This window comes from Aquirufa sp., assembly GCF_044239315.1.
Taxonomy (GTDB): domain Bacteria; phylum Bacteroidota; class Bacteroidia; order Cytophagales; family Spirosomataceae; genus Aquirufa.
Genome location: NZ_JBIIBQ010000002.1, coordinates 126386 through 150200 on the forward strand (window position 1 = coordinate 126386; position 23815 = coordinate 150200).

Below are 23815 nucleotides of genomic sequence, written 5' to 3' on the forward strand. Positions count from 1 at the left end.
TCAAATCAGCTATGTCAACAGACTTTTCTCACTTGCAATCTGATGGCACCCCAGGAATGGTGGATGTAAGTGCAAAAAACGAGACGGTTCGAGAAGCGAAAGCGCAATCCATCGTTTATTTAGGAGCAGAAATTGTACAGCATTTTGAGGCCGCTGGCTGGCAAAATAAGAAGGGAAGTATCCTTCAAACAGCAATTATTGCCGGTACGATGGCCGCGAAAAAGACGTCTGATTTAATCCCATTATGTCATCCGCTCGGTCTTGATTCTTGCAAATTTGAAACAGAGGTCCAGGAAGATCAAATCATTATTACTTGCATTTGTCGCTTAGAAGCGAAGACGGGAGTAGAGATGGAAGCGTTAGTAGGAGCCTCTGTGGCTGCATTAACGGTTTACGATATGTGTAAATCCGTGTCTAAAGGTATCCTCATAAAAGAAACAAAGCTGATCTCAAAGTCAGGTGGCAAATCCGATTTCCAAGCCTAATATGTCCTCTCACCACATCATTCGAGACAAACAAGAACCCGCGCTAATTATCGCGAATGGGGAGGCTTGCTCGTTGGATTTAGTGGAGCAATTATTAGAGTGGTCTCCTACGGTAGTGGTGTTGGATGGAGCGATTGAGCGCGTAGTTTCTTTAGGAATTAAAGTGGATGTTTGGTTAGGGGATTTTGATCATACTCACGAGGCGGATTACTCCGATTATCCCTTGAAAAAAATCCATACACCTGATCAAAATTTAACCGATCTGGAAAAGGCATTCGAATATTTACTTGAAGAAGGTTATCCTGCCGTTAATGTCGTTTGGGCGTCGGGAAAGCGAATGGACCATACGTTGAATAATTTTCATTCACTAGTACGTTACGGACGTCAATTGAAAATCGTGTTTTTTGACGATTATTCTACATCGTATTTGTTGCCTCCCAGTTTTGAAAAGTGGTATCCGGCGAGTACGCCTATTTCTCTGATTCCTTATGGAGAGGCGATAAATGTGATTTCGTCTGGCTTGTTATACGACTTAAATCATCCCGTTTTAAAGCTTGGGACCCAAACAAGTTCGAGCAATGAGGCGCGCGAAGATGGAATTGTGAAAATTTCGTATGAAAGTGGGGCGCTTATTTTAATGGAGTGCCACGATTAATTTTGTCCTGATCAGCAGGCTTGTAAAAGATCGGCCTTGAAGGAACCTCAGGAAAGTAATTCTGCTCCACCCAATTTCCCGGAAAATCATGTGGGTATTTATAATCCGCCCCATAATTCAAATCTTTCATCATTCGCGTGGGCGCATTGCGTAAATGCAAAGGCACTGGTAAATCCCCCGTTTGATCTACATAGGCCATGGCTTTGTTGATGGCGTTGTAGGCTGAATTACTCTTGGGCGACGTCGCTAAATAAATAACGGTTTGAGATAAAATGATGCGTGACTCGGGATTCCCAATCACTCTGATCGAATCGAAACAAGACTGGGCTAATAACAGCGCATTGGGATTCGCTAATCCAATATCCTCTGAGGCTAGAATCAAAAGTCGACGACCAATGAATTCAAGTGATTCACCGCCCGCCAGCATTCTAGCTAACCAATAAACGGCCGCATCCGGATCCGATCCTCGGATCGATTTGATGAAAGCTGAAATAATATCGTAATGTTGTTCTCCGTCTTTATCGTATTGCGCCAGATTCTTTTGTAATCTTTCAGTGACTAGGGCATTGGTTACTTCGAGCTCGTTTCCCCCTTCGGTTGTGATTAGCAATTCGAATAGATTCAGGAGTTTCCTTCCGTCTCCTCCCGAGAAATGGAAGAGGGCATCGGTTTCTGTTAATGTGATTTTTTTATCTTTGAATAGCGCATCGGTTGCGATGGCTTTGGATAGCATCTGATTCAGGTGCTCATTCGAAAGCGATTCCAACACATAGACTTGGCAGCGTGATAAAAGGGCCGAAATAACCTCGAAGGACGGGTTTTCTGTCGTCGCGCCTACTAAGGTGACGATTCCTTTTTCTACTGCATTTAAAAGCGAGTCCTGTTGGGATTTCGAAAAACGGTGAATCTCATCGATGAACAAAATGGGCGATTGTGCCTCAAACATGCGATTCTTCTTCGCTAATTCTAGGGTCTCTCGCACTTCTTTCACCCCAGATTGCACTGCAGAAAGCGAGTACATGGTTCGCTTTAGCGCACCAGATAATAAAGTGGCCAACGTCGTTTTTCCCACACCTGGAGGTCCCCAAAGAATGCAGGAAGGTAAATGCCCCGCCTCAATCGCTTTTCGCAAAGGTGCATTAGCACCCACCACCTTTTCTTGGCCGATATATTCATCCAATATAGTAGGGCGCATTCGTTCTGCGAGGGGCTGCATCATGATTCGAAGTTACGGGAATTTTGTAAAATAGAAATAGAATTTGTAGCTTGACGTCCTAAATAAACCTATCAATTATGAATCATTCTAGACGTTCCTTTTTACGCAATTCGGCCATGGGACTTGGGGCTTTGGCCTTCGCTTCTCCAGCCTTGCAAGCTTTAGCAGCTGCTAAATACAAGAAATTAGTTGGAGTTCAATTATACTCTATCCGCGAGGATATGCGAAAAGATCCACAAGGCACCTTAAACGCTTTGGCAGAAATGGGCTACAAATATGTAGAGCATGCGAATTACATTGGCCGTAAATTTTATGGTTGGGAAGCAAAAGAATTCAAAAAGCGCCTAGATGATTTAGGGATGAAAATGCCTTCAGGTCACACAGTAATGGGCAAACCGCATTGGGATGATGCGAAGAAAGACTTTACCGACCTTTGGAAATATACGGTAGAAGATGCCGCTGTCATGGGTCAGGAATTAGTTATTAGTCCGTCCATCGATATGGGGATTCGCAAGGATAAGAACCTATTGTTAAAGTACATGGATATCTTTAATAAGTCTGGTGAATTATGCCAAAAATCGGGCATGCGTTTCGGCTACCATAATCACGATTTCGAGTTCTCTGAGAAACTAGATGGTGAATTATTATATGACATCATGTTGAATAATACCGATCCTACGCTGGTTGCTCAACAATTAGATATAGGTAATATGATTAACGGAGGAGGAGTTCCTGCCGAGGTCATGAAGAAATTCCCAGGTCGTTTCGTGTCGATGCACGTGAAAGATGAGGTACCATCATCCGCTGGACATGAGAAATTCGAATCCACCATTTTAGGTAAAGGTTCTGGTCAAATCGACGTTCAAGCCTTAGTTAAATTAGGGGACAAAGAAGGTGGAACAAAACATTTTATTATCGAACAAGAATCATACCAAGGATTAAAGCCATTGGATTGTATGAAGCAGAATATTGCGATCATGCGTGGATGGGGTTACAAATAAAAAAATACTATGAAAAAAATTGTTTTAATCAGCTTATTAGCTGCTCCCTTTTTAGCGGATGCGCAATCTAATTTGAAACCGGTCATCGCTCAAAAAGCAGATGCCATGAAAGACAAGGTTATCGCTTGGCGTCGTGATTTTCACGAACATCCTGAATTAGGTAACCAAGAAGTGCGTACAGCTGGAATCGTCGCAGCACATTTACGTTCCTTGGGAATTGAGGTGCAAGAAAAAGTAGCTTACACGGGCGTAGTGGGAATTCTGAGAGGTGGAAAACCAGGTCCAGTTATTGCTTTACGTGCGGATATGGATGGTTTACCGGTATCGGAGCGTGTAGATATACCCTTTAAATCTAAGGTTGTTACCGATTTTAATGGCCAAAAAACAGGCGTAATGCATGCCTGCGGTCATGATTCTCATGTGGCTATTTTAATGGGTGTTGCAGAAATTTTAGCCTCAGAAAAAGCAAATTTAGCGGGGACTGTGAAATTCATTTTCCAGCCGGCTGAAGAAGGCGTTTATAATGACAAAGGCGAGACAATTCTAGCGGGTGCTGAATTAATGGTGAAAGAGGGCGTGTTAGAAAATCCAAAAGTCGATGTGATCTTCGGTTTACACATTGGCGCGGGAAATGACAATGGGGTTATTGAATACAAACCAGGTGCAACGATGGCAGCTGTGGATCAATTAGACATCAAGGTCAAAGGGAAACAAGCGCATGGCGCAAGTCCTTGGACTGGAATTGACCCGATTGTGATTTCATCTCAAATTGTGATGGGGCTACAAACGATTGTTTCTCGCTCTGTTAATATTACTGAAGATCCTGCGATTGTTACCGTGGGTGCGATTCACAGTGGTATTCGCCAAAATATCATTCCGGAATCTTCTCATATGATTGGAACCATTCGGACTTTTGGTACAGCACAACGTGAATTAGTACACAAGCGCATCAAAGATATCGCGACGAATATTGCTGAAAGTGGTGGAGGAAAAGCGGATGTGACGATTGGAACAGGATATCCTATGACCTATAATGATCCGCAATTGGTGGAGAAAATGTTGCCTACTTTGCAAGGTGTGAATGGTAAAGATCGGGTTAGAACAGTTCCAGCGCACACAGGTGCGGAGGATTTTTCTTTCTTCCAACAAAAAGTTCCTGGGTTCTTCTTCTTTTTAGGGGCAAGACCTGATAATAAAAAGGCGAACGAAGTGGCAGGTCACCACACACCAGACTTTTACTTAGATGAGAGTCAATTCCAAGTGGGGGTTAAAGCTCTGGGTAGTTTAGTTGTTGACTACATGGACATGGCGCAACCGAAGAAAAAGAAATAGATTTTAAGAGACGCGATTTTCGCGTCTCTTTTTTTACCAATAGTTTCCTAAAAACTGATTAAGGCTAAAAAATAATTCGAACTACCCTAGGTAGACTAGGGCCATTGAGCCCTTTTAACATTGTAATTATAATATAATAAATTTAACATGTACAAACACGTATCGTATCTCTGGGATGACGCAAAAGCAGCTGCGCTTGCCGGAAATGAAGTCGATCTATTCATCTACCGTTCTAATATTTTAGGAGCGGATTTACGCATTACCAATTATGGCGGGGGAAATACCTCGGTAAAAATACAGGACAAGGATCCTTTAACGGGATCTGAGACGGAAGTAATGTGGATTAAAGGATCGGGCGGAGATATCGGAACCTTGAAAAAATCAGGTTGTGCGGCTTTGTACATGGAGCGTTTGCTTTCATTAACTAATGTGTACCGAGGTTTGGAACACGAAGATGAGATGGTAGAATTGTTTAATCATTGCATTTTTGATTTATCGTCCAAAGCCCCATCCATCGATACGCCTTTGCATGGATTTTTGCCATTTAAACACATAGATCACTTACATCCTGACGCAGCGATTGCGATCGCGGCTTCGAAAGATGGTGAGCAAATTACGAAAGACTTATTCGGTGGGCAGATCGGTTGGGTAGGCTGGCAACGTCCTGGTTTTGATTTAGGCTTGCAACTAAAGACATGTTTGGAAGAAGCAGCTTTACGTGGTGTCCAATTGCGTGGCATCATGTTAGGCTCCCATGGATTATTTACTTGGGGCGATACGTCTTACGAATGTTACCTGAATACACTAGAAGTCATAGAGAAATGTGCGGAATACATTGAATCGAAAACGGCGAATGTTTTTGGAGGAGCTCGCATGTCATCCTTTTCTCCTGAGGAGCGCATGGCTAAGGCAGCTTCCCTGGCACCCGTTTTACGTGGTTTCTGTTCTTCCCATGTGCAGATGGTGGGTCATTTCTCAGATGACGAACGCGTATTACAATTCATCAATTCAAACGATTTAAATCGTTTAGCTCCTTTAGGAACTTCTTGCCCTGATCACTTCTTGCGGACAAAAATTTCGCCATTGGTACTAGGGTCGGATATATCGGTGGAAGCCTTGACTCCTTTGTTTGCTGAATACCGTCAGATGTATGCGTCTTATTATGATAGCTGCAAGCATTCGAATTCTCCGGCAATGCGAGATCCGAATCCGGTAGTGATTTTATACCCGGGTGTGGGGATGTTTACGTTTGCCAAAGACAAGCAAACTGCCCGTGTTGCCGCTGAGTTTTATACCAATGCCATTAATGTGATGCGCGGCGCGGAGGCGATTTCTTCTTACACCTCTTTACCTCGTCAGGAGGCATTTAATATCGAATATTGGTTATTAGAAGAAGCAAAACTTCAACGCATGCCGAAGCCGAAAGCTTTGTCAGGACGTGTGGCGTTTGTTACAGGATCAGGTGGAGGAATCGGAAAAGCGATTGCCAAAAAGATGGCTCAAGAAGGTGCTTGCGTGATTTTAAATGATGTAAATGCGGATCGTTTAGCGGAGGCTAAAGCGGAATTTGTGGGCTTGTTCGGCAAGGACGTCGTTTCCACAGTGATCGCTGATGTGACTAATCAAGAATCGATCGAAGCGGCGATGAAGCAGGCTTGTTTGGATTTTGGGGGAGTGGATATAATCGTCAACAATGCGGGTATTTCTATTTCAAAAGGAATCTTGGAGCACACGCAGGCTGATTGGGATAAATTATATGATATATTAGTGAAAGGTCAATACTTGGTTTCACAGGCGGCGATTGCGGTGATGCGCAAGCAAGGATTGGGTGGCGATATCGTGAATATTGTTTCAAAAAATGCTTTTGTGGCTGGACCTAATAATGTGGGTTACGGTTCTGCAAAAGCAGCGCAGGCGCACATGACGCGTTTATTAGCGGCTGAATTAGGACCGGATCACATTCGCGTGAATACGGTAAATCCAGATGCGGTGATTGCAGATTCCAATATTTGGGCAGGCGGATGGGCCGAAGGTCGCGCGAAAGCCTATGGCATAACAGTCGCCGAACTACCAGCTTATTACGCGAAACGTACGCTGTTAAATGAATCAATCTTGCCGGATGATATTGCTAACGCGTGCTTCGCATTCGTGGGGGGCTTATTGAATAAGTCAACAGGAAATGCTATCAACGTAGACGGAGGTGTAGCTGCAGGATTTTTAAGATAATAAGATGAATATTTCGAGCCATAACGATGCTTTGTTAGCGCAGCATACGCGCCGATTGGATTTCTTGAAATCCGAGGTGAATTTACCTGCTGGTATTCTACAGAAATTAAAGGATTTTCAAATCGCGATCCCTTCATGGGCTCTAGGTACGGGAGGAACACGTTTCGGCCGGTTCTCTGGTGGAGGCGAACCCCGTAATTTGGAGGAAAAAATAGCGGATGTAGGTTTATTGCATGCCTTAAATCAATCATCTGGAGCGATTTCGTTGCATATTCCATGGGATATCCCAACAGATCCAGCGGCGATTCGTTCACTAGCAGCCCAACATGGTTTGGCATTCGACGCAGTGAATTCGAATACCTTTCAAGATCAGTCTGATCAAGCACATTCCTATAAGTTTGGATCCTTGCAACACGTTTCTGCGGCGACTCGGAAGCAGGCGATTGATCACAATATTGAGGTGATTAAGCACGGGGTCTCTCTAGGTTCTAAGGCTTTAACCGTTTGGTTGTCAGATGGTTCTTGTTTTCCAGGTCAACTAAATTTCCGTCATGCCTATGAGCGTACGGTGGATAGTTTGCGGGAGATTTATGCGGCACTTCCATCGGATTGGGCCTTGTATTTAGAGTACAAAGCCTACGAACCGAACTTTTATTCAACCACGGTGGGGGACTGGGGTGCGTCCTATTCGATGGTCAATAAATTAGGGCCACAAGCGAAGACTTTGGTCGATTTAGGACATCATTTACCGAATGCTAACATCGAACAAATCGTTTCAATTTTGTTGATGGAAGGCAAATTAGGTGGATTCCACTTCAATGATTCGAAATACGGTGATGATGATTTGACGGCTGGTTCGATCAAACCGTATCAGTTGTTCTTGATCTTCAACGAATTAGTAGACGGAATGGACGCAAAAGGTATGAATCATGCCAAAGACCTAGGTTGGATGATCGATGCTTCCCACAACGTAAAAGATCCACTAGAAGATTTATTGCAATCCGTGGAGGCGATTCAAATCGCTTATGCGCAAGCCTTATTGGTAGATCGCGCGGCTTTAGAAGCTGCACGAGAAGCCAATGATGTGGTGCGTTGCCAAGAAATTTTACAGGCGGTGTTCCGCACCGATGTGCGCGCTTTAGTGGCTCAAGCGCGTTTGGAATTAGGCGGTGCTCTAGATCCAATCGCCTTGTTCCGTCAAGAGAAAATGCGCGAGCAATTAATCGTGGCGCGGGGTGCTAAAACGGTAGCGACGGGTTTATAAGATGAGTTTGAAAACACCAGTTATCGCGGTATTTGACATAGGAAAGACCAATAAGAAGGTCTTTCTCTGGTCAACAACTTTCGAGATTGTGTTTGAGAAGCAGCAGACTTTCGACGAGATTGTAGACGAAGACGGCTTTTCCTGCGAGGATTTAGGGGCACTTCAACAATGGATTGTATCCACCTTTACAGAGCTATGTCAACTACCTGAATTTGAGATTATCGGATTAAATTTCTCCGCATATGGTGCATCCTTTGTCTATGCAGATCGGGTGGGCGAACCGGTTGCACCTTTGTATAATTATTTAAAACCTATTTCGAAACCATTTCCGTATCTGGAGCATAGTGGAAAGGACGAGTTTGCCCGCAAGACAGCTTCACCAATCTTGGGGAATTTGAATTCGGGTTTGCAGGTGTATGAATCCACCTTTAGACCTTTTTGGCCTGAGGTTTTTAAAGCTTTACATTTTCCTAATTACCTCGCTTTTCTGTTTACGGGTAAGTTTTTATCTGAAATCACGTCCATAGGTTGTCATACCGCATTGTGGGATTTTGATTTAGGTCAATACCATCCTTGGGTTTCCGCTATTCAGGATAGATTAGCTCCTATTTCGAGTGAAGGATTTCTACCCATCGACGGGATTAACTACGGTCTAGGTTTGCATGATTCGTCAGCGGCGCTTGTTCCTTATTTACGAACGATTTCAGATGAATTTGTTTTGTTATCTACTGGAACCTGGTGCATTGCGATGCACCCGTTTAATGAATCGCCTTTAAGCGCCGAGGAATTAGCGGAAGATGTCTTGTGCTATTTACAGCCCAATGGAAAACCTGTGAAGGCCTCTCGGCTGTTCGGTGGGCATTTTCACGAGGAGCAGGTAGCCAGGATGGAAAAGCATTTTGGCGGTTCTTACAAAGATTTAACGTTTGCTGAGCGGGTATTTTCATTGTCCAGTAGGGGCTCGTCTGTTTTTGAATGTGCCTTTGCTACAAGGGATTTAACGGATTTTCCGGATTTAGCTTCGGCGTATGATCAATTCATGGTAGATTTGGTAGGTCAACAACTCCATAGTTTAGACCTATTGCTGAAAGATGCGCCGGTCAAACAATTGCTGGTGGATGGCGGTTTTAGTAAAAATGAATGGTACATGCGCTTATTAGCACATGCTTTGCCAAAAGTGGAGGTTTATGCGGCGGAAGTAGCGCAAGCGAGTGCTTTAGGTGCTGCATTGGTGGTATACGATGGGGAAACACCCAAGAATTTAATTCAATTGAAACGATTTTAAGATGCGCGTAGCTCTGTTTGTTCCTTGTTACATTGACCAATTCTATCCGCAGGTTGCGGTGGCGAGTTTGGAATTGTTAGAGAAACTGGGCTGCGAAGTCATTGTTCCATCTGACCAAACCTGCTGCGGCCAACCCATGGCCAATTCTGGTTTTGCAACGTCAACTGAAGGATGCGATGCGAATTTTACCTATAATTTTGAAGGATTTGATTATATAGTAGGCCCTTCAGGATCCTGTGTGTTGCATTTGAAGGAGCATCATCCTTCGGAGAAAATTCGGAATTCTGTTTATGAGATTTGTGAGTTTTTGACCGATGTGTTGAAAGTAAAAAGCTTGTCTGCGACCTTTCCTCATCGCATAGGATTGCACCAAAGTTGCCACGGACAGCGCGGATTACGACTTAGTTCGATGTCAGAGCGCAATGAAAAGCCTTTTTCGAAATTAGAAGATTTACTCTCCCTTGTAAATGGTGTCGAAGTTGTGATGCCTGCACGCGAGGATGAATGCTGCGGATTCGGCGGAACTTTTTGTGTTTCAGAAGAAGCAGTTTCTGTGAAAATGGGGCAAGACCGCATCAAAGAACATGATGCAAATGACGTGGAATATATAACAGGCGCGGATACCTCGTGTTTGATGCACATGGAAGGAATCCTGCGACGTCAGGGTTCGAAAGTTCAGGTTAAACATATTGTTGAAATATTGAATCATGCTTAGTCATTCAGAAGCTTCTGAGAATTTCATTGCGGATGCTGAGCGGACAGACTGGCATGATGAGACTTTGTGGTTTGTTCGTGCTAAGCGGGACAAGGCCTCTAAGGTTTTACCTGAATGGGAGGCCATGCGGGAACATGCCTCACAAATCAAAGATCATACGTTAGCGAATCTAGGGGAATATTTACAAGCCTTTGAGGCCAAAGCCATAGCAAACGGAATCCATGTCCATTGGGCAGCTGATGCTGCAGAACACAATGCAATTGTACATAGTATCATCGCCGCGCAAGGATCAAAAACGATTGTCAAAAGCAAGTCCATGTTGACCGAGGAATGCCATTTAAATGACTATTTGGCTTCCAAAGGAATAGAGGTAGTGGATACCGATTTGGGCGAGCGTATTGTTCAGTTTAGAAACGAAGCACCCAGCCATATTGTATTGCCCGCGATTCACCTGAAGAAAGAAGATGTGGGAGAAACTTTTCACCAACATTTAGGGACGCCAAAAGGAAATAAGGATCCACAGTTTTTAACCGAGGCCGCTCGTCAACATTTAAGAGGTCATTTCTTGGCATCTGAAGTCGCCATAACGGGTGTAAATTTTGCGGTAGCAGAAACGGGTGAATTTGTCGTTTGTACAAACGAGGGGAATGCGGATATGGGTGCACATTTAGCGAAAGTCCACATTGCTTGCACGGGTATCGAAAAGATTATCCCTAAACGAGCAGATTTAGCGGTATTTTTAAGATTACTTGCGCGAAGTGCTACCGGGCAATTAATCACCACCTACTCCTCTCATTTCCATAAACCTCACGAAGGTCAGGAGATGCATATCGTATTTTTAGATAATGGTCGAACGCGTCAACTTGCCGATCCGAAATACAAGAATTCGTTAAAATGTATCCGCTGTGCGGCTTGTTTTAATACCTGTCCGGTGTATCGTAGAAGCGGGGGACACAGCTATCACCAGCCAGTCGCCGGACCTATTGGGTCTATTTTAGCGCCCAATATTGACAAAAAAGCCAATGCCGATTTGCCATTTGCATCGACCTTGTGTGGTTCTTGTTCGAACGTTTGTCCAGTGAAGATCAATATCCATGAGCAATTGTGGTTTTGGCGTCAGGATTTAATGGAGGCAGGATTAGCTCCTGTAGGAAAAACAATTGGAATGAAATTGATGGCATTTACGTTAGCAAATCCGGTGATTTACAGAATAGGAGGATCACTGATGCGCAGATTCTCGGGCCTTTTAAATTCAAGTTTGAATCCTTGGTACAAACAACGCGAAATGCCGGCCGCACCCAAAGAGAGTTTTCAAGAATGGTATAAAAAACGATGAGCGCAAGAGATCAGATTTTAGGGAAAATAAAGCCGTTAGCGGAAGTCAAACATCCGGGGGCGTTTCAGGGTTCATCGAAAGACTTTGATTTCAAAGCTTCATTGGAAGTGGTGGGTGCGCGAGTGGTTTCACCAGAGGAGCTTGAGCATATATTTCCTAATAGACAACGATTTGAAAAGACTCATGAAGGATTAAGTCTGGCAGATGTGGAGGTGTTGGAAATTGATGGTGAATTTGGTGTAGCAGAAAATGGGGCGATTTGGTTAACAGAAGAGGCGTTGCCACATCGTGTAGCGCCGTTCATATGCCAACATTTAGTCATTCATGTACAGAAAATTGTGCCTCATATGCATGCGGCATACGAAGAATTAAAAAAGCCGAGCTCTAGTTTTGGTTTATTTTTAGCAGGTCCCTCCAAGACCGCAGATATTGAGCAATCGCTCGTGATAGGTGCGCATGGTGCACGAAGTTTGACGGTGGTAATCCACGCATAATTTCGTATTTTTGCCTCGTATGAAGCAAATCGTCTTATTTTTCTTTTTGTCTATTCACCTAACGGCAAATGCTTTTGAGGGAACAAAAGAGAAAATTCAACATTACAAGCCTTACATTGATTCCTTGTCTGCACACTACGGAATTCCTACTAAACTAATTATCGGAGTAGGGATTTGTGAATCCGGTTTTGGCCAATCCAAACAATCCATTAAGCAAAATAATTACTTCGGATTGCGCGGAAAATATTCCAGAAAAAAGAAGTCTAGTTTTAAATTTTATAACCGTCCAGAAGAAAGTATGGTCGATTTTTGCGAGGTTTTGGCTAGCAAAAATTATTATCATAAATTAAAGGGTAATCCTGATGCGATGAAATGGACCAGAGCGATGGCAAAGGCACGATATGCGGCGAATGCGAAGCGTTGGATAAGCTTAATGAAAAAATCTTTTGCGCGGATAGATTAAGATGAAAAGGTTTTATTTGTTATGGGCGGCGATTGGTTTCATTTTAGCGTGTTCTGCGCTGTATTTATATAGTTATATTCCTATCACGTATGTAGTAGCGGACCAAGAAATCAAGAAGTTATTCGAGATAGAAACACCCGTGCAAAGAGTAGAGAGAAAAATAGAGGTCGCGAAAATTGATACGATTCCTACGTATATAATTCCCAAGGATACGGCAAAAATGGTTTACTCTGTCATACCAGAGCCTGTTTTACCCGATTCTAGTTTAGACGATTCTACTCATCATCGGGTTATCTTAATAGGAGATTCTGAAGCGGGAGGAATAAAAAATGTGTTAAATGATTATTGCCAAAGCAACGGTCATAAGCTTGTTGCTACCGTGGAATGGGCTTCAGCTACCACATTAAACTTTGCGAAGTCGGATACCATTTCTAAAATTATTAAACGCTATCGACCTACTTTCGTTTTTGTTTTATTTGGACTTAATGAAGTTTTAGCCAAGGACTATACGACCAGAAAGGTCCTCGCTAAATCTTTTCATAAACGATTAAATGGACTTCCTTACGCTTGGATTGGTCCTACGAATTGGGGGTATGATTATGTTGTCTCTGATGCATATCAGGCGGCTGCAGATTCCGCTGCCTTTTTCTCCTCGAAACACTTAGTTTTACCTAAAGCAATAGATGGAAGACATCCATCCCTACCTGGCTATCGAATTTGGATGGGAAATGTGGCCAATTGGTTACAAGAATCGAGTAGATGGAAGATGCGGATGATGCCACCGGAACGTTTTGGATATCCTAAAAAATACAAAGCAATTGTCTTAAATGCAGCAGATTATAGAGGTTATTGAAAAGGCGATAGGGTCGATCCCATTTGAGCAGCTCCTTCGTGATTTTATGCTGTATTCCACGAAAGAGCCTTGGTTTTTCACGGAGTTTTCATTCCTTTTTGTATTTGGCATTTTTCTGTTTTTCTATGCGATTCTATTCACGCAGAATGCTCTTCGTAAAGTCTATTTGATCGCCTTTAGTTTATTTTTCTATTATAAATCAAGCGGTCCCTTTTTAGGTTTGTTCCTTTTTCAAATACTGGTAGACTATTTTTTTGCTCGAAAAATTGAGCGAACAGAAGGAAGCGCAAAACAGGTTTGGACATTTATCGCTGTCCTTTTTAGTCTGTCCTTTTTACTTTATTTCAAGTATGCTAATTTTTTAATTGAGAATACGAATTGGCTATTATTAACGCATTTTGAGTCGGTGGATTTATTTCTACCTATCGGTATTTCTTTTTACACTTTTCAGTCCATTTCATATCTAGTAGATGTCTATCGAGGAGAGATACGTGCCTCCGAAAACATCACGGATTATGCCTTTTATATGACATTTTTTCCTCATTTAGTGGCAGGTCCAATCGTTAGAGCAAAAGATTTTTTAGGCCAAGTTAATGCTCCAGAAAGCCCGGATGCACGAAGATACAAAGAGAGTTTGTTCCGAATTACCACAGGACTTTTAAAGAAACTATTAATTGCGGATTACCTAGGTAAATACGTTGATATGGTTTTCGAAAATCCGGCATTTTACACTGGAGGAGAGAATATTTTAGCCGCTCTTGCCTATAGTTTTCAGATCTATTTTGATTTTTCAGGCTATTCAGATATTGCGATAGGACTAGCAATTTTGCTCGGATATCGGTTAAAAGAGAATTTTGATAATCCCTATGGTGCTTCGAATGTGACAGAATTTTGGCGTAAATGGCATATTTCTTTATCCACCTGGTTACGTGATTATGTGTACATTCCTTTAGGGGGGAATCAGAAGGGAGTATTTAATACCTACCTGTTTTTATTGATTACGATGCTCGTGGGTGGTTTTTGGCATGGGGCGAGTTGGAAGTTTGTGGCCTGGGGAGCAGCGCATGGTTTAGCATTAGCGCTACACAAATGGGTTAACAGATACTTGCCTGAAGGTAAATGGATGGAATTTATAGGTGGAATTTTAACGTTTTGCTTTGTCACGTTCTGTTGGATTTTCTTCCGGGCAAAAGATTTTGATGTTGCGTTAACTATCTTAAATCAAATTACTTACGCTACGTCAGAGCTTGATTTTTTGGGTTTTTGGTTTTCTCGAAATGAACTCGCTATCTTGCTATTAACGTTACTGGTTTGGATTTTGATTCCGTCTGCTTGGAAGAAAAGAGGATTTGAGTGGAGTTTTTACATTCCTTCCTTTTTCTGGTTTTTCTTTCTTTTAGTCGCCTTGCAATTCATTATTCAGTACCGTGACACCTTAGTTCAACCCTTTATCTATTTTCAATTTTGAGGTATGTCTTTCTGCTTTTTTGGCTTATTTCGTTACCTCTTAGGGCAGAAGTAGATTCGTTACAAGTATGTCTGCCTTGCAATGAAATTCAACAGGATTCTTCCCTGGCTACGCTTTCAACTAAATGGAAATCGGGAGATTTAAAGGTCTTGCATCTAGGAGATTCCCATGTTCAGATTGGCCATTTTTCGGGAGAGATTAAGCGCTTATTACAGGCCAAAAACGCTGGCATTCATTTCCCCTACCCAATAGCGAAAAGTGTGGATGGTCGACTATTTAAAACAAAAGCATCCGGTAATTGGACTGGGATTTCGGTCCTAAAACCTGCCTCAGGTATAAATATCGGTTTTACTGGATATGCCGTTTCTACTCGGGATACAGCGGCGAAAATTCAATGGATAGCGAAAGATTCCTTGCTTTCTTTTAAACAGGTTCGTATTTGGACTGAATCAGATTCTTGTTCCCTTCAGCCAGATTTAGGTTCTCAATTCTCTTTAGTAAGTCAGCAGCAGAAAGGGCGAATGAGTTATTACGACTTTGAATCTAATTTGCCCGTAAGTCAATTCGTTCTTTCTTTACGCAATGTCGGTGTTAGAGATCAATTCACTTTGCATGGAATTGAATTGCCGGCAAATGATCATGGAATAGAATATATTGATTTAGGCGTAGCAGGGGCACAGTTTACACATATCAAATCGAGGGCAAATTTGGTGTTTGACCAGATTAAAATCCTTCAACCAGATTTGATTATTTGCTCTTTTGGGACAAATGAAGCCTATAATGCGAATTGGGAAAGTCAGTCGTATAAAAAAGCATGGCTGGAATTTATTCAGGAAATTCAAATTCATTCTCCTAAATCGGTTTTTCTGCTGACTAGTCCACCGGACACCAGGAGCCAAAATCGAGTACCGAAATACCAGCAAGAGGTGATTCGAGTTCTCTCTGAATTGAAGGTTCCTTTTTATGATTTAAATGCAGCGATGGGAGGTTTTGGATCTAGTTTAGACTGGGTTAAAAATGGGTGTTTCCTGAAAGACCAATTGCATTTGACGAAAGAAGGCTATCAATTGCAGGCTAAATTATTTGCTTTGGCCTTATTCAAAACTTGGGGCGATCAGGCCTCATACGAAAATTTGCAAAATCAGGTTAATCAACACATTATCAGCGTAGGAATTCCAAAATAATTCCTATATTTAGTGCAAAACCTGTTTAAACATGTCAGTTTCAAGAAGAAAATTTTTAGGACAATCTGTTCTAGGTTTGGCTGCGTTCAGCATTGTGCCACGCCATGTATTAGGAAAGGGCTTTTTAGCACCCTCTGATCAATTAACTAAAGCGATTATCGGTACCGGCGGAATGGGACGCGGACACATACCTTATGCGGGTACTCGTGTCGTAGCTCTATGTGATGTGGACAAGAAAAACCTACAGCTCGGTTTAGATAAAGTAGAAAAAGGGGTAAAATCCTTCCACGACTACCGGGAGATGATTCAGTTACCCGAAGTGGATATTGTCCATGTGGCAACACCGCCTCATTGGCATGGTATTATGGCGGCTGATGCGGCAAGAGCGGGTAAAGATATATGGTGCGAGAAGCCGATGACACGAACAATCGGGGAGGGTAAACGCTTGAAAGAGGCCGTTCAACAACATGGACGTATATTTAGATTAAATACTTGGTTCCGTTTTGAAGGTAATTTTTACGGGATGAATACGACCGTAAAGCCTATGAAAAAGGTGGTGGATTCTGGATTATTAGGATGGCCATTGAAGTTTACGGTGAGCAAGCATACAGGTTTTGATTGGAAGTTTTATTGGGTAGGAAAGACGGATTTAACTCCACAGCCTGTTCCTTTGGAATTGGATTACGAAAGCTGGTTAGGCCCTGCGCCCTATAAACCCTATAATGTACATCGGACTCACCAAACTTTCCGTGGCTACTGGGATTATGATGGAGGAGCGCTAGGGGACATGGGGCAACATTATTTGGACCCTATCCAATACATGCTAGGAAAAGATAATGAGTCACCGGTGTATATCGAAGTCGACGCGCCGGTGCAAGATAAAGATGCTGTGGGTATCTTTAATCGCATTACATATACTTATGCGGACGGCTGCCAAATCGTATTAGACGGCGAGGCAAAGGACGAAAAAGTGGCCTATATCGAAGGTCCTAAAGGAAAATTGTATCGCAATATGCAATCAGATATTCCGGATTTAGCGAAGAAATTAGCGGAGTTTCCTGATCCTGTTATGCAACAAACGGACTTTGTAGATTCCGTGAAGAACCGCAAGAAGTTCGCCTTGAACGAGGAGAATGGCTATCGTTCATGTACCTTAATTAACCTTGGATTGATAGCGATGCGTGTACACCGTAATTTGAAATTTGACCCGATCAATCAAGTAATCGTAGGGGATGATGAGGCGAATCGCCTAATGGATCAACCGATGCGTGCACCTTATATTCTATAATTCGATGAGATATCTACTTCTATTTTTATTCATTAGTTCTGCGGTATTCTCTCAAGATCAGAGTCGTGTAGAACAAAATCGATTACGCGCATTAGCTGAGAAAGGTGACTTTAAAAGCCTTAAATTGGCCGCTTATGCCATGAAAGGGGCATATGATCCCACCCAAGTGACTGAATCATTTATTAAAGCCATTTCGAAAAACAAAGCGGAAATGATGGCATACTTGGCGATAGGATTAACCGAAAATGCAGAGATGATGACCTTGAGTCACTTGGATGCATCTGTTTGGTTAACTAGCTATAAGTCCTCGAGACCTCAGGTGATGGCCTTTATTCTTAAGAATTATTTGAGCGCAACGCGCGATTTAGTCGCCTTGAAAACAGCTTCTAAATCGTGGGATGCGGTACACGCTCGCGCTTTTGTAGTAGCGGTAGGTACCTATAAAGCCGCTTGGGCCATTCCTGCGATGCCAGCAGGTTTTGCGCAGGAACAGGCCTTGACCTTGTTACAAACAGGAAACCTTTCAGCTGCTTGGACTTTGCTCGCTTCTTCTTCAGAAGCAAATTTTGAGATTGCGGAATATTGTACTTCATTAAAATCAAATGACTTTTTTAAGAAGACTTTAGCGTCTTATGAGCAGGCATCCTTAGCTCAGAAGACAATTTTACTTGTTTACGGTTCCTCCAGACAATGGCCGGAGGTAAAGCCCTTGGTTTGGAACTCCGTACAATCGAATTTACCTACTAGGGCCTCTGGATTTTATGCCTTGCCGCATTGGATCAGTGTAGCTGATTTTGATATTATTGCCGGTAAATTAGCTGACGCCACTCTCGCTTCAGAAGTAAAGTCTTTACAACAGGCGATGACGGCAATTACGAAACAAGATGGCACGTTGAATAGTAAAATCACTGCTTTTGCATTGAAGGCTTCTCAAAAATCCAATTGGATTCCGTTCGTTCAAGAACTTGAAAACCTACCTTGGTTGTACGCTGAGGCCAAAAAGACTAAAAACGAAGAGGCGATTCGTGCCTACGCCCGAATTAATGCGAAGCTTTTTAAAAATGTTAATCAGCAGGTTTTGAATTACCGTAACGCCTTGGATTTAACCACAAACCTAGAGACGCGGGAACAAATCTTTAAGGGCTTAGCGAAATCTAATTCCTTATCGGCGATGCGTACCCTTTATTTAGGATTAAAAGATCCGAATGTGCGCCAAAACGCTGCAGAAGGGTTAGCCTCACTATATCTTGCTAATCCTGATTTCAGAGGACAAATGACCAAAGAGTGGGTCCAAGAAGGTTTAAATCTAGTTTCTGATCCCGCCATTCGGGAGAAATTAGCCGAAGCATTTAAAATTTCAGATCGCGGATTCTATACCATGTACAATGGCCAAGATTTACGCGGCTGGAAAGGTTTGGTGGCGAATCCTGTAAAGCGTCGATTGATGTCAGCTGATACCATTGCTTTATTGCAGGTAAAAGCGGATAAAATTATGCACGAAGGCTGGGAGGCGAAAGGAGAGGAATTGCATTTCACGGGGCATGGCGATAATCTGTGCTCGGTTAAAGACTACCAAGACTTCGAAATGTATGTAGATTGGAAGATTGAGAAAGAAGGGGATGCAGGCATTTATTTGAGAGGGTCACCTCAAGTACAGATTTGGGATACAGCACTAACTAGGGTAGGAGCTCAAGTGGGTTCTGGTGGATTGTATAACAATCAAATTAATCCACGTAATCCTTTAAAAGTGGCAGATAACCCCGTCAATGAATGGAATACGTTCCGAATCATCATGAAAGGAGAACGTGTTACCGTTTATTTGAATGGAGAATTAGTGGTGGATCAAGCAATTCTAGAAAACTACTGGGACCGCAAGATTCCTATTTTTGTGAAAGACGCGATTGAATTACAAGCCCACGGAAATCACATCGTTTACCGAAATATTTATGTGAAAGAATTAAAGCCTGATGCTGCCTATGTAGCACCTGAAGCCGATTTTACGGCTTTATTCGATGGTTCTTCTTTATTTAATTGGACAGGCAATACGACGGATTATTTCCCTTCGAATGGCGAATTAGTGATTGATCCGAAAAGAGGAGGGAAGGGTAATTTGTATACCAAAAAAGAATACGGTGACTTCCATTTAAAGTTCGACTTCCAATTAACCCCAGGGGCAAATAATGGCCTAGGTATTCGTGCACCTTTAGAAGGAGATGCGGCGTATGTGGGAATGGAATTACAGATTTTGGACAATACGGCTCCGATGTATGCTAAATTACAACCTTATCAGTACCATGGTTCTGTTTATGGAATCATCGCTGCAAAACAGGGTTTCTTGAAGCCTGTGGGAGAGTGGAATGAGGAGGAAGTAATTGCACAAGGAAATAAAATCAAAGTGATTTTAAATGGAGAAGTGATTTTAGATGGCGATATTGCGTTAGCTACTAAAGAAGGTACGGCAGATCACAAAGAACATCCAGGATTATTAAACAAAACGGGACATATTGGGTTTTTAGGACATGGTTCACCTCTGAAATTTAGAAACCTACGAATTAAAGAATTGACTAAGAAAAAATAAAACTATGGCGATCAATTGCACGGTTAACAAGAAAAAGGTATCTCTGGATATCGACCCTAATACTCCCTTATTGTGGGCGTTAAGAGATCATTTGTCTTTATTAGGGACAAAGTATGGATGTGGTATCGCGCAATGCGGTGTTTGTACAGTTTGGGTAAATGGAGAACCGATGCGTTCTTGTGTATTGCCTATTTCAGCTGTATCTAATGCGCAAATAACGACAATCGAAGGTTTGGATCCTGCAGGAAAACATCCGGTACAACAAGCCTGGGATGAGTTAGACGTGCCACAATGTGGCTACTGTCAAGCTGGCCAAATCATGACGGCAGCTGGACTTTTGAAAAACAATCCACACCCGACAGATCAAGAAATCGTCGATGGAATGTCTGGGAACATTTGCCGCTGCGGAACCTACCACCGTATTCAAGAAGCCGTAAAATTAGCCTCTAAAAAGATCAAGAAATGAAAACGTCCAGAAGAGATTTTATTCAAAAAACTGCCCTATTTACGGGTGTATTTACCTTAGGTTTTGATTGGTTTTCAGCGGAAGCATCTGCCATGGAAGTGGTGGGTTCAGCCGGTCGTTTTAACTCCTTTCTTTCGATAGATAGTCTGGGAAAAGTTATTCTATATTCTCCTAATCCAGAAATTGGTCAGGGAATTAAGACGGCTTTTCCCGTAGTTGTTGCGGAAGAGTTGGACGTCGATTGGGCTCAGGTTCAAGTAGAGCAAGCCAATTTAGATACCAAGCTTTTTGAACGTCAATTAACGGGAGGAAGTGGTGCTTTAAAGCATTCTTGGGATCGTTTGAGAAAGGCCGGCGCTACCGTTCGTAAGATGATGATGCAGGCTGCTGCGGATCAATGGAAGGTGGATGTAAGCACTTGTAAAACATCGAAAGGCGTAGTTTTAGGTCCATCTGGCCAAAAAGCAACCTACGGTTCTCTTGCCGAAGCTGCCTCTAAATTACCAGTTCCTACAGAAGTGACTTACAAGGATCGCAAGGATTACAAAATTATTGGAACACGCGTAAAAGGTGTAGACAATAAAAATGTAGTTACAGGTAAGCCTTTATTCGGTATTGATATTAGAAAACCTGGGATGGTTTTCGCACAAATAGTGCGTCCTCCTTTCGGTGCTACTTTGAAATCTTTCTCGGCAGATGATGTCAAGAAAATGCCTGGGATTATCGACGTAGTTTCCTTTAAAAACAAAGTGGCTATCGTAGGTTCGACCACTTATGCGATTTTGCAAGCACGTGCTAGTTTGCGATGTGATTATAGTTCTGATGCGCCTTTGGAAAGCACAGAAACACATCAAAAATGGTTTGATGAAGGCATGAAATCGGATAAGGCACAAGTGATGCGCAAGGATGGAGACTTTGCTTCAGCCATAGCTAGCGCTGCGAAAGTGGTAGAAGCGACGTATGAATGTCCATTCATTTCGCATAGCCCGATGGAGCCGATGAATTTCTTTGCAGATGTTCAAAAAGATTCAGTATTGTTAGCTGGACCTACCCAAGTTCCTCAGCCTGCTCAAAAAGCAGTTTCTGATCTTTTGAAAATTCCGGTAGAAAAAATTCAATTAGAAATTTCCAAAATGGGTGGAGGTTTCGGTCGCCGTCTTAATAATGACTTTGTGTTAGAGGCAGCAGAATTATCGAGTATCATTCAAAAGCCTGTTTTGGTGATGTGGACACGGGAAGATGACATGACAGGTGGCATTTATCGTCCAGCAGCACGTTATCATTTTAAAGCAGGTTTGGATGCGAAAGGAGAAATAACGGCCTTTTATTTACGTGGTGTAGGACTGAATGCAGGTAATTCCACACGTCAAGATAATTTCCCTGTAGGTGCAATTGAAAATGTGCTGATTGAATCTTTTGATCAAAAATCATCGGTGACCACTGGACCTTGGCGAGCGCCTATCACTAATTTCTTAGGATTTGCAGAGCAAGCCTTTTTAGATGAAGTTGCAGAGGTAGCAGGGAAAGATCCGATTCAAATGCGTTTAGCCCTTTTAGAGAAAGTAAAAACGAAACCAGTAGGAAAAATTACTTACGAGCCCGATCGCTTCGAAGAAGTCATCAAGCAAGTAGCTGAAAAGGCACAATGGAAGAAAAAACCTGGTGTTCACCAAGGCTTTTCTGTCTATTATTCTCACTTATCTTACGTGGCACAAATTGCCGAAGTTAAAGTGGAGAACGGTAAGCCTACAGTGACGAAAGTTACAGCTGTCACTGATTGTGGCGAAGTTGTTAATTTAAGTGGTGCTGAAAACCAAGTAAAAGGAGCTATCATTGATGGTATGGGACATGCGATGTTTGCAAAATTAAGTTTTCAAGCTGGTGTAGCTAGCCCTAATAACTTTAATACGTACCGGCTTATTCGAGGTAATGAGATACCAGTCATTGATGCTCATTTCGTCAATAATGGTATAGCACCCACTGGATTAGGTGAGCCAGCTTTACCGCCTACCGGAGGTTCAATTGCAAATGCCATTTATGCTGCTACTAAAAAACGGCATTACAAGCAGCCATTTAGCTAAATGAAAATCAGCTGGCTTGATAATCTTCGGGTAAATGCGACCATTGGTGTGATTTTGATTCATGCCTCTGCGACCATTTTATTCCGATTTACGAAAGTGCCAGCAGATCATTGGTGGTTTGCAAATTTATATAATGGTGGTTACCGCTACGTGGTACCCATTTTTGTGATGTTATCTGGTGCCTTGTTGTTGCCTCGTGATGAAGCCATTGGACCTTTTTTGAAGAAGAGTTTTAATAGGATCGTTTTGCCTTTTCTCTTTTACAACCTGATTTTTACCATTTTTAATTGGCAGGTTCGGCTTCGCGGTAAGGCTTTCGGCTTTTCAGATGGATTAACTTGGTTAGGGGAGCAGTATTTTAACGGGGCGTCCTACCATTTCTGGTATATCTATATGATTATTGGGATTTATCTTTTTATTCCCATTATTGGTCGGTGGATTCGATCAGCGCCAGAGTCCCATATTCAGTATTTTTTAGGTGTATGGGGGCTGACTATTCTGTTTAATAATCCCCATTTTCCCTACTTAAAATTGCCGGTTGTTTTGACTGATTTCACTGGCTATGTCGGTTATCTCGTTTTAGGCTATTATTTATCTACTAAGGAGCTCTCGTCCGGGATGAAGTGGAAAGCTTTGGTTGTATTTCTTGTAGGTACCCTGTGGACCATGGTGGGGTCTTATTATTTTACTGCAGACAGTGGGAAATTCTATGGTTTGTTGTATGCGAATTTTTCTCCTAGCGTGGTATTAGCGACAGCTGGTGTATTTTTATTTTTCAGGTACCAAAACCTTGATATTCTTTTCTTAAGTCCTTTCAGGGATTGGGTAAGTTCTCATAGTTATGGAATCTACTTAGTGCATATTATTGTCTTGTTTTATTTAGCCAAAGCTGGTATTTACGGCGAAATGCTTCATCCGAGTATAGGTGTTCCATTAACGGCCTTGGCTTGCTTGTTGATTTCGGGTGGAATTGTCTGGGTATTGAGGAAAATACCTCTGATTAAATACCTGGCAGGTTGATTGATTGTGGGGGTATTTTTGTACATTCGTTAGAATACCTTTAACCACTCATACCTTACCACTTAATGCACGAAATTTATAAGTTTGGACATAGTCTAGCTGTGTTCATGAGCTTTTTCATTATCCTGCTTTTACTATTAAAATCCTCTGGGCCTTTTTTCAAAAGTCCGAAGCGTTTCCTGTTTTTCTATTTCCTCATTTTTGGCTTATTCACACTACTTCATTACTGCCTTTTTGTTGATTGGCATGTGGAAATCGTCGCTGTTTTATTCGGAAATTTTGACGCCTTTTACTACCTACTTTATCCTCTTGCCTATTTTTATGTCAGAGGAATGGTACAGGATAATCTTATTTTACGTCCTAAAGACCTGATTCATCTATTGCCTTTCTTTATTCAGTTGCTAG

The 23815-nt window shown here is 42.3% G+C and carries 21 protein-coding genes; 20 read left to right on the top strand and 1 reads right to left on the bottom strand.

From position 1 onward, the window contains the following. The first annotated feature begins 11 nt into the window (after positions 1–11). A complete protein-coding gene (gene moaC, locus ACILP5_RS01235; RefSeq protein WP_395616828.1) occupies positions 12–485 on the top strand; it encodes a cyclic pyranopterin monophosphate synthase MoaC in 474 nt (157 codons plus the stop codon). 1 nt (position 486) lies between these two features. After that, positions 487–1140: a thiamine diphosphokinase gene (locus tag ACILP5_RS01240; RefSeq protein WP_395616849.1), complete on the top strand. Its 654-nt coding sequence runs from the start codon at positions 487–489 to the stop codon at positions 1138–1140. Here the strand turns inward: ACILP5_RS01240 and ACILP5_RS01245 are convergent. Then, positions 1115–2359 carry a replication-associated recombination protein A gene (locus ACILP5_RS01245; RefSeq protein ID WP_395616829.1) on the bottom strand — a complete coding sequence of 415 codons (1245 nt, stop codon included), beginning with the start codon at positions 2357–2359 and terminating at the stop codon, positions 1115–1117. The genes ACILP5_RS01240 and ACILP5_RS01245 overlap by 26 nt on opposite strands. A gap of 74 nt (positions 2360–2433) precedes the next feature. Here ACILP5_RS01245 and ACILP5_RS01250 point away from each other — a divergent pair, with 74 nt between their 5' ends. The 18 genes from ACILP5_RS01250 to ACILP5_RS01335 all read left to right on the top strand — a co-directional run. Next, complete coding sequence (locus ACILP5_RS01250) at positions 2434–3357, top strand: TIM barrel protein (RefSeq protein ID WP_395616830.1); 924 nt, start codon at positions 2434–2436, stop codon at positions 3355–3357. A gap of 9 nt (positions 3358–3366) precedes the next feature. Beyond that, positions 3367–4689 carry an amidohydrolase gene (locus ACILP5_RS01255; protein ID WP_395616831.1) on the top strand — a complete coding sequence of 441 codons (1323 nt, stop codon included), beginning with the start codon at positions 3367–3369 and terminating at the stop codon, positions 4687–4689. A gap of 147 nt (positions 4690–4836) precedes the next feature. Further along, positions 4837–6915, top strand: coding sequence for a bifunctional aldolase/short-chain dehydrogenase (locus tag ACILP5_RS01260; protein ID WP_395616832.1), 2079 nt, complete (start codon positions 4837–4839; stop codon positions 6913–6915). Positions 6916–6919: 4 nt separating this feature from the next. Then, on the top strand, positions 6920–8179 hold the full coding sequence (locus ACILP5_RS01265; protein WP_395616833.1) for a TIM barrel protein: 1260 nt from the start codon (positions 6920–6922) through the stop codon (positions 8177–8179). A gap of 1 nt (position 8180) precedes the next feature. Continuing rightward, entirely contained in the window at positions 8181–9464 is a 1284-nt protein-coding gene (locus ACILP5_RS01270) for an FGGY-family carbohydrate kinase (protein ID WP_395616834.1), read from the top strand. Between the two features lies 1 nt (position 9465). Continuing rightward, positions 9466–10179 (top strand): (Fe-S)-binding protein, encoded by a 714-nt coding sequence (locus ACILP5_RS01275; RefSeq protein ID WP_395616835.1) that lies wholly within the window; start codon positions 9466–9468, stop codon positions 10177–10179. After that, a complete protein-coding gene (locus tag ACILP5_RS01280) occupies positions 10172–11515 on the top strand; it encodes a lactate utilization protein B (protein ID WP_395616836.1) in 1344 nt (447 codons plus the stop codon). The genes ACILP5_RS01275 and ACILP5_RS01280 overlap by 8 nt, the downstream gene beginning before the upstream one ends. Next, the gene (locus tag ACILP5_RS01285; RefSeq protein WP_395616837.1) at positions 11512–12009 is read left to right on the top strand and encodes a lactate utilization protein C; all 498 of its coding nucleotides are present in this window, start codon (positions 11512–11514) and stop codon (positions 12007–12009) included. The genes ACILP5_RS01280 and ACILP5_RS01285 overlap by 4 nt, the downstream gene beginning before the upstream one ends. Positions 12010–12028: 19 nt before the next feature. Then, positions 12029–12472, top strand: coding sequence for a glucosaminidase domain-containing protein (locus tag ACILP5_RS01290; protein WP_395616838.1), 444 nt, complete (start codon positions 12029–12031; stop codon positions 12470–12472). Position 12473: 1 nt separating this feature from the next. After that, on the top strand, positions 12474–13325 hold the full coding sequence (locus tag ACILP5_RS01295) for a hypothetical protein (RefSeq protein WP_395616839.1): 852 nt from the start codon (positions 12474–12476) through the stop codon (positions 13323–13325). Further along, a complete protein-coding gene (locus ACILP5_RS01300) occupies positions 13300–14793 on the top strand; it encodes an MBOAT family O-acyltransferase (RefSeq protein ID WP_395616840.1) in 1494 nt (497 codons plus the stop codon). The genes ACILP5_RS01295 and ACILP5_RS01300 overlap by 26 nt, the downstream gene beginning before the upstream one ends. Beyond that, positions 14790–15977: a GDSL-type esterase/lipase family protein gene (locus tag ACILP5_RS01305; RefSeq protein ID WP_395616841.1), complete on the top strand. Its 1188-nt coding sequence runs from the start codon at positions 14790–14792 to the stop codon at positions 15975–15977. Before ACILP5_RS01300 ends, ACILP5_RS01305 begins: the two co-directional genes overlap by 4 nt. Before the next feature lie 31 nt (positions 15978–16008). Then, a complete protein-coding gene (locus ACILP5_RS01310; protein ID WP_395616842.1) occupies positions 16009–17265 on the top strand; it encodes a Gfo/Idh/MocA family oxidoreductase in 1257 nt (418 codons plus the stop codon). Between the two features lie 4 nt (positions 17266–17269). Next, a complete protein-coding gene (locus ACILP5_RS01315) occupies positions 17270–19843 on the top strand; it encodes a DUF1080 domain-containing protein (RefSeq protein WP_395616843.1) in 2574 nt (857 codons plus the stop codon). Positions 19844–19847: 4 nt separating this feature from the next. Then, positions 19848–20309: a (2Fe-2S)-binding protein gene (locus ACILP5_RS01320; protein WP_395616844.1), complete on the top strand. Its 462-nt coding sequence runs from the start codon at positions 19848–19850 to the stop codon at positions 20307–20309. After that, positions 20306–22390 carry a molybdopterin cofactor-binding domain-containing protein gene (locus ACILP5_RS01325; RefSeq protein ID WP_395616845.1) on the top strand — a complete coding sequence of 695 codons (2085 nt, stop codon included), beginning with the start codon at positions 20306–20308 and terminating at the stop codon, positions 22388–22390. The genes ACILP5_RS01320 and ACILP5_RS01325 overlap by 4 nt, the downstream gene beginning before the upstream one ends. Further along, positions 22391–23410, top strand: coding sequence for an acyltransferase (locus tag ACILP5_RS01330; RefSeq protein WP_395616846.1), 1020 nt, complete (start codon positions 22391–22393; stop codon positions 23408–23410). Positions 23411–23475: 65 nt separating this feature from the next. Further along, positions 23476–23815: hypothetical protein (locus tag ACILP5_RS01335; protein ID WP_395616847.1), on the top strand; the 340-nt coding region annotated here is incomplete at its 3' end.

Coding starts and splice junctions, on each gene's coding strand:
- ACILP5_RS01245 (WP_395616829.1), bottom strand. CDS start 2,359: ATGATGCAGCCCCTCGCAGAACGAATGCGCCCTACTATATTGGATGAA.
- ACILP5_RS01295 (WP_395616839.1), top strand. CDS start 12,474: ATGAAAAGGTTTTATTTGTTATGGGCGGCGATTGGTTTCATTTTAGCG.
- ACILP5_RS01315 (WP_395616843.1), top strand. CDS start 17,270: ATGAGATATCTACTTCTATTTTTATTCATTAGTTCTGCGGTATTCTCT.
- ACILP5_RS01270 (WP_395616834.1), top strand. CDS start 8,181: ATGAGTTTGAAAACACCAGTTATCGCGGTATTTGACATAGGAAAGACC.
- ACILP5_RS01320 (WP_395616844.1), top strand. CDS start 19,848: ATGGCGATCAATTGCACGGTTAACAAGAAAAAGGTATCTCTGGATATC.
- ACILP5_RS01265 (WP_395616833.1), top strand. CDS start 6,920: ATGAATATTTCGAGCCATAACGATGCTTTGTTAGCGCAGCATACGCGC.
- ACILP5_RS01325 (WP_395616845.1), top strand. CDS start 20,306: ATGAAAACGTCCAGAAGAGATTTTATTCAAAAAACTGCCCTATTTACG.
- ACILP5_RS01285 (WP_395616837.1), top strand. CDS start 11,512: ATGAGCGCAAGAGATCAGATTTTAGGGAAAATAAAGCCGTTAGCGGAA.
- moaC (WP_395616828.1), top strand. CDS start 12: ATGTCAACAGACTTTTCTCACTTGCAATCTGATGGCACCCCAGGAATG.
- ACILP5_RS01260 (WP_395616832.1), top strand. CDS start 4,837: ATGTACAAACACGTATCGTATCTCTGGGATGACGCAAAAGCAGCTGCG.
- ACILP5_RS01255 (WP_395616831.1), top strand. CDS start 3,367: ATGAAAAAAATTGTTTTAATCAGCTTATTAGCTGCTCCCTTTTTAGCG.
- ACILP5_RS01300 (WP_395616840.1), top strand. CDS start 13,300: ATGCAGCAGATTATAGAGGTTATTGAAAAGGCGATAGGGTCGATCCCA.
- ACILP5_RS01310 (WP_395616842.1), top strand. CDS start 16,009: ATGTCAGTTTCAAGAAGAAAATTTTTAGGACAATCTGTTCTAGGTTTG.
- ACILP5_RS01290 (WP_395616838.1), top strand. CDS start 12,029: ATGAAGCAAATCGTCTTATTTTTCTTTTTGTCTATTCACCTAACGGCA.
- ACILP5_RS01275 (WP_395616835.1), top strand. CDS start 9,466: ATGCGCGTAGCTCTGTTTGTTCCTTGTTACATTGACCAATTCTATCCG.
- ACILP5_RS01250 (WP_395616830.1), top strand. CDS start 2,434: ATGAATCATTCTAGACGTTCCTTTTTACGCAATTCGGCCATGGGACTT.
- ACILP5_RS01240 (WP_395616849.1), top strand. CDS start 487: ATGTCCTCTCACCACATCATTCGAGACAAACAAGAACCCGCGCTAATT.
- ACILP5_RS01330 (WP_395616846.1), top strand. CDS start 22,391: ATGAAAATCAGCTGGCTTGATAATCTTCGGGTAAATGCGACCATTGGT.
- ACILP5_RS01280 (WP_395616836.1), top strand. CDS start 10,172: ATGCTTAGTCATTCAGAAGCTTCTGAGAATTTCATTGCGGATGCTGAG.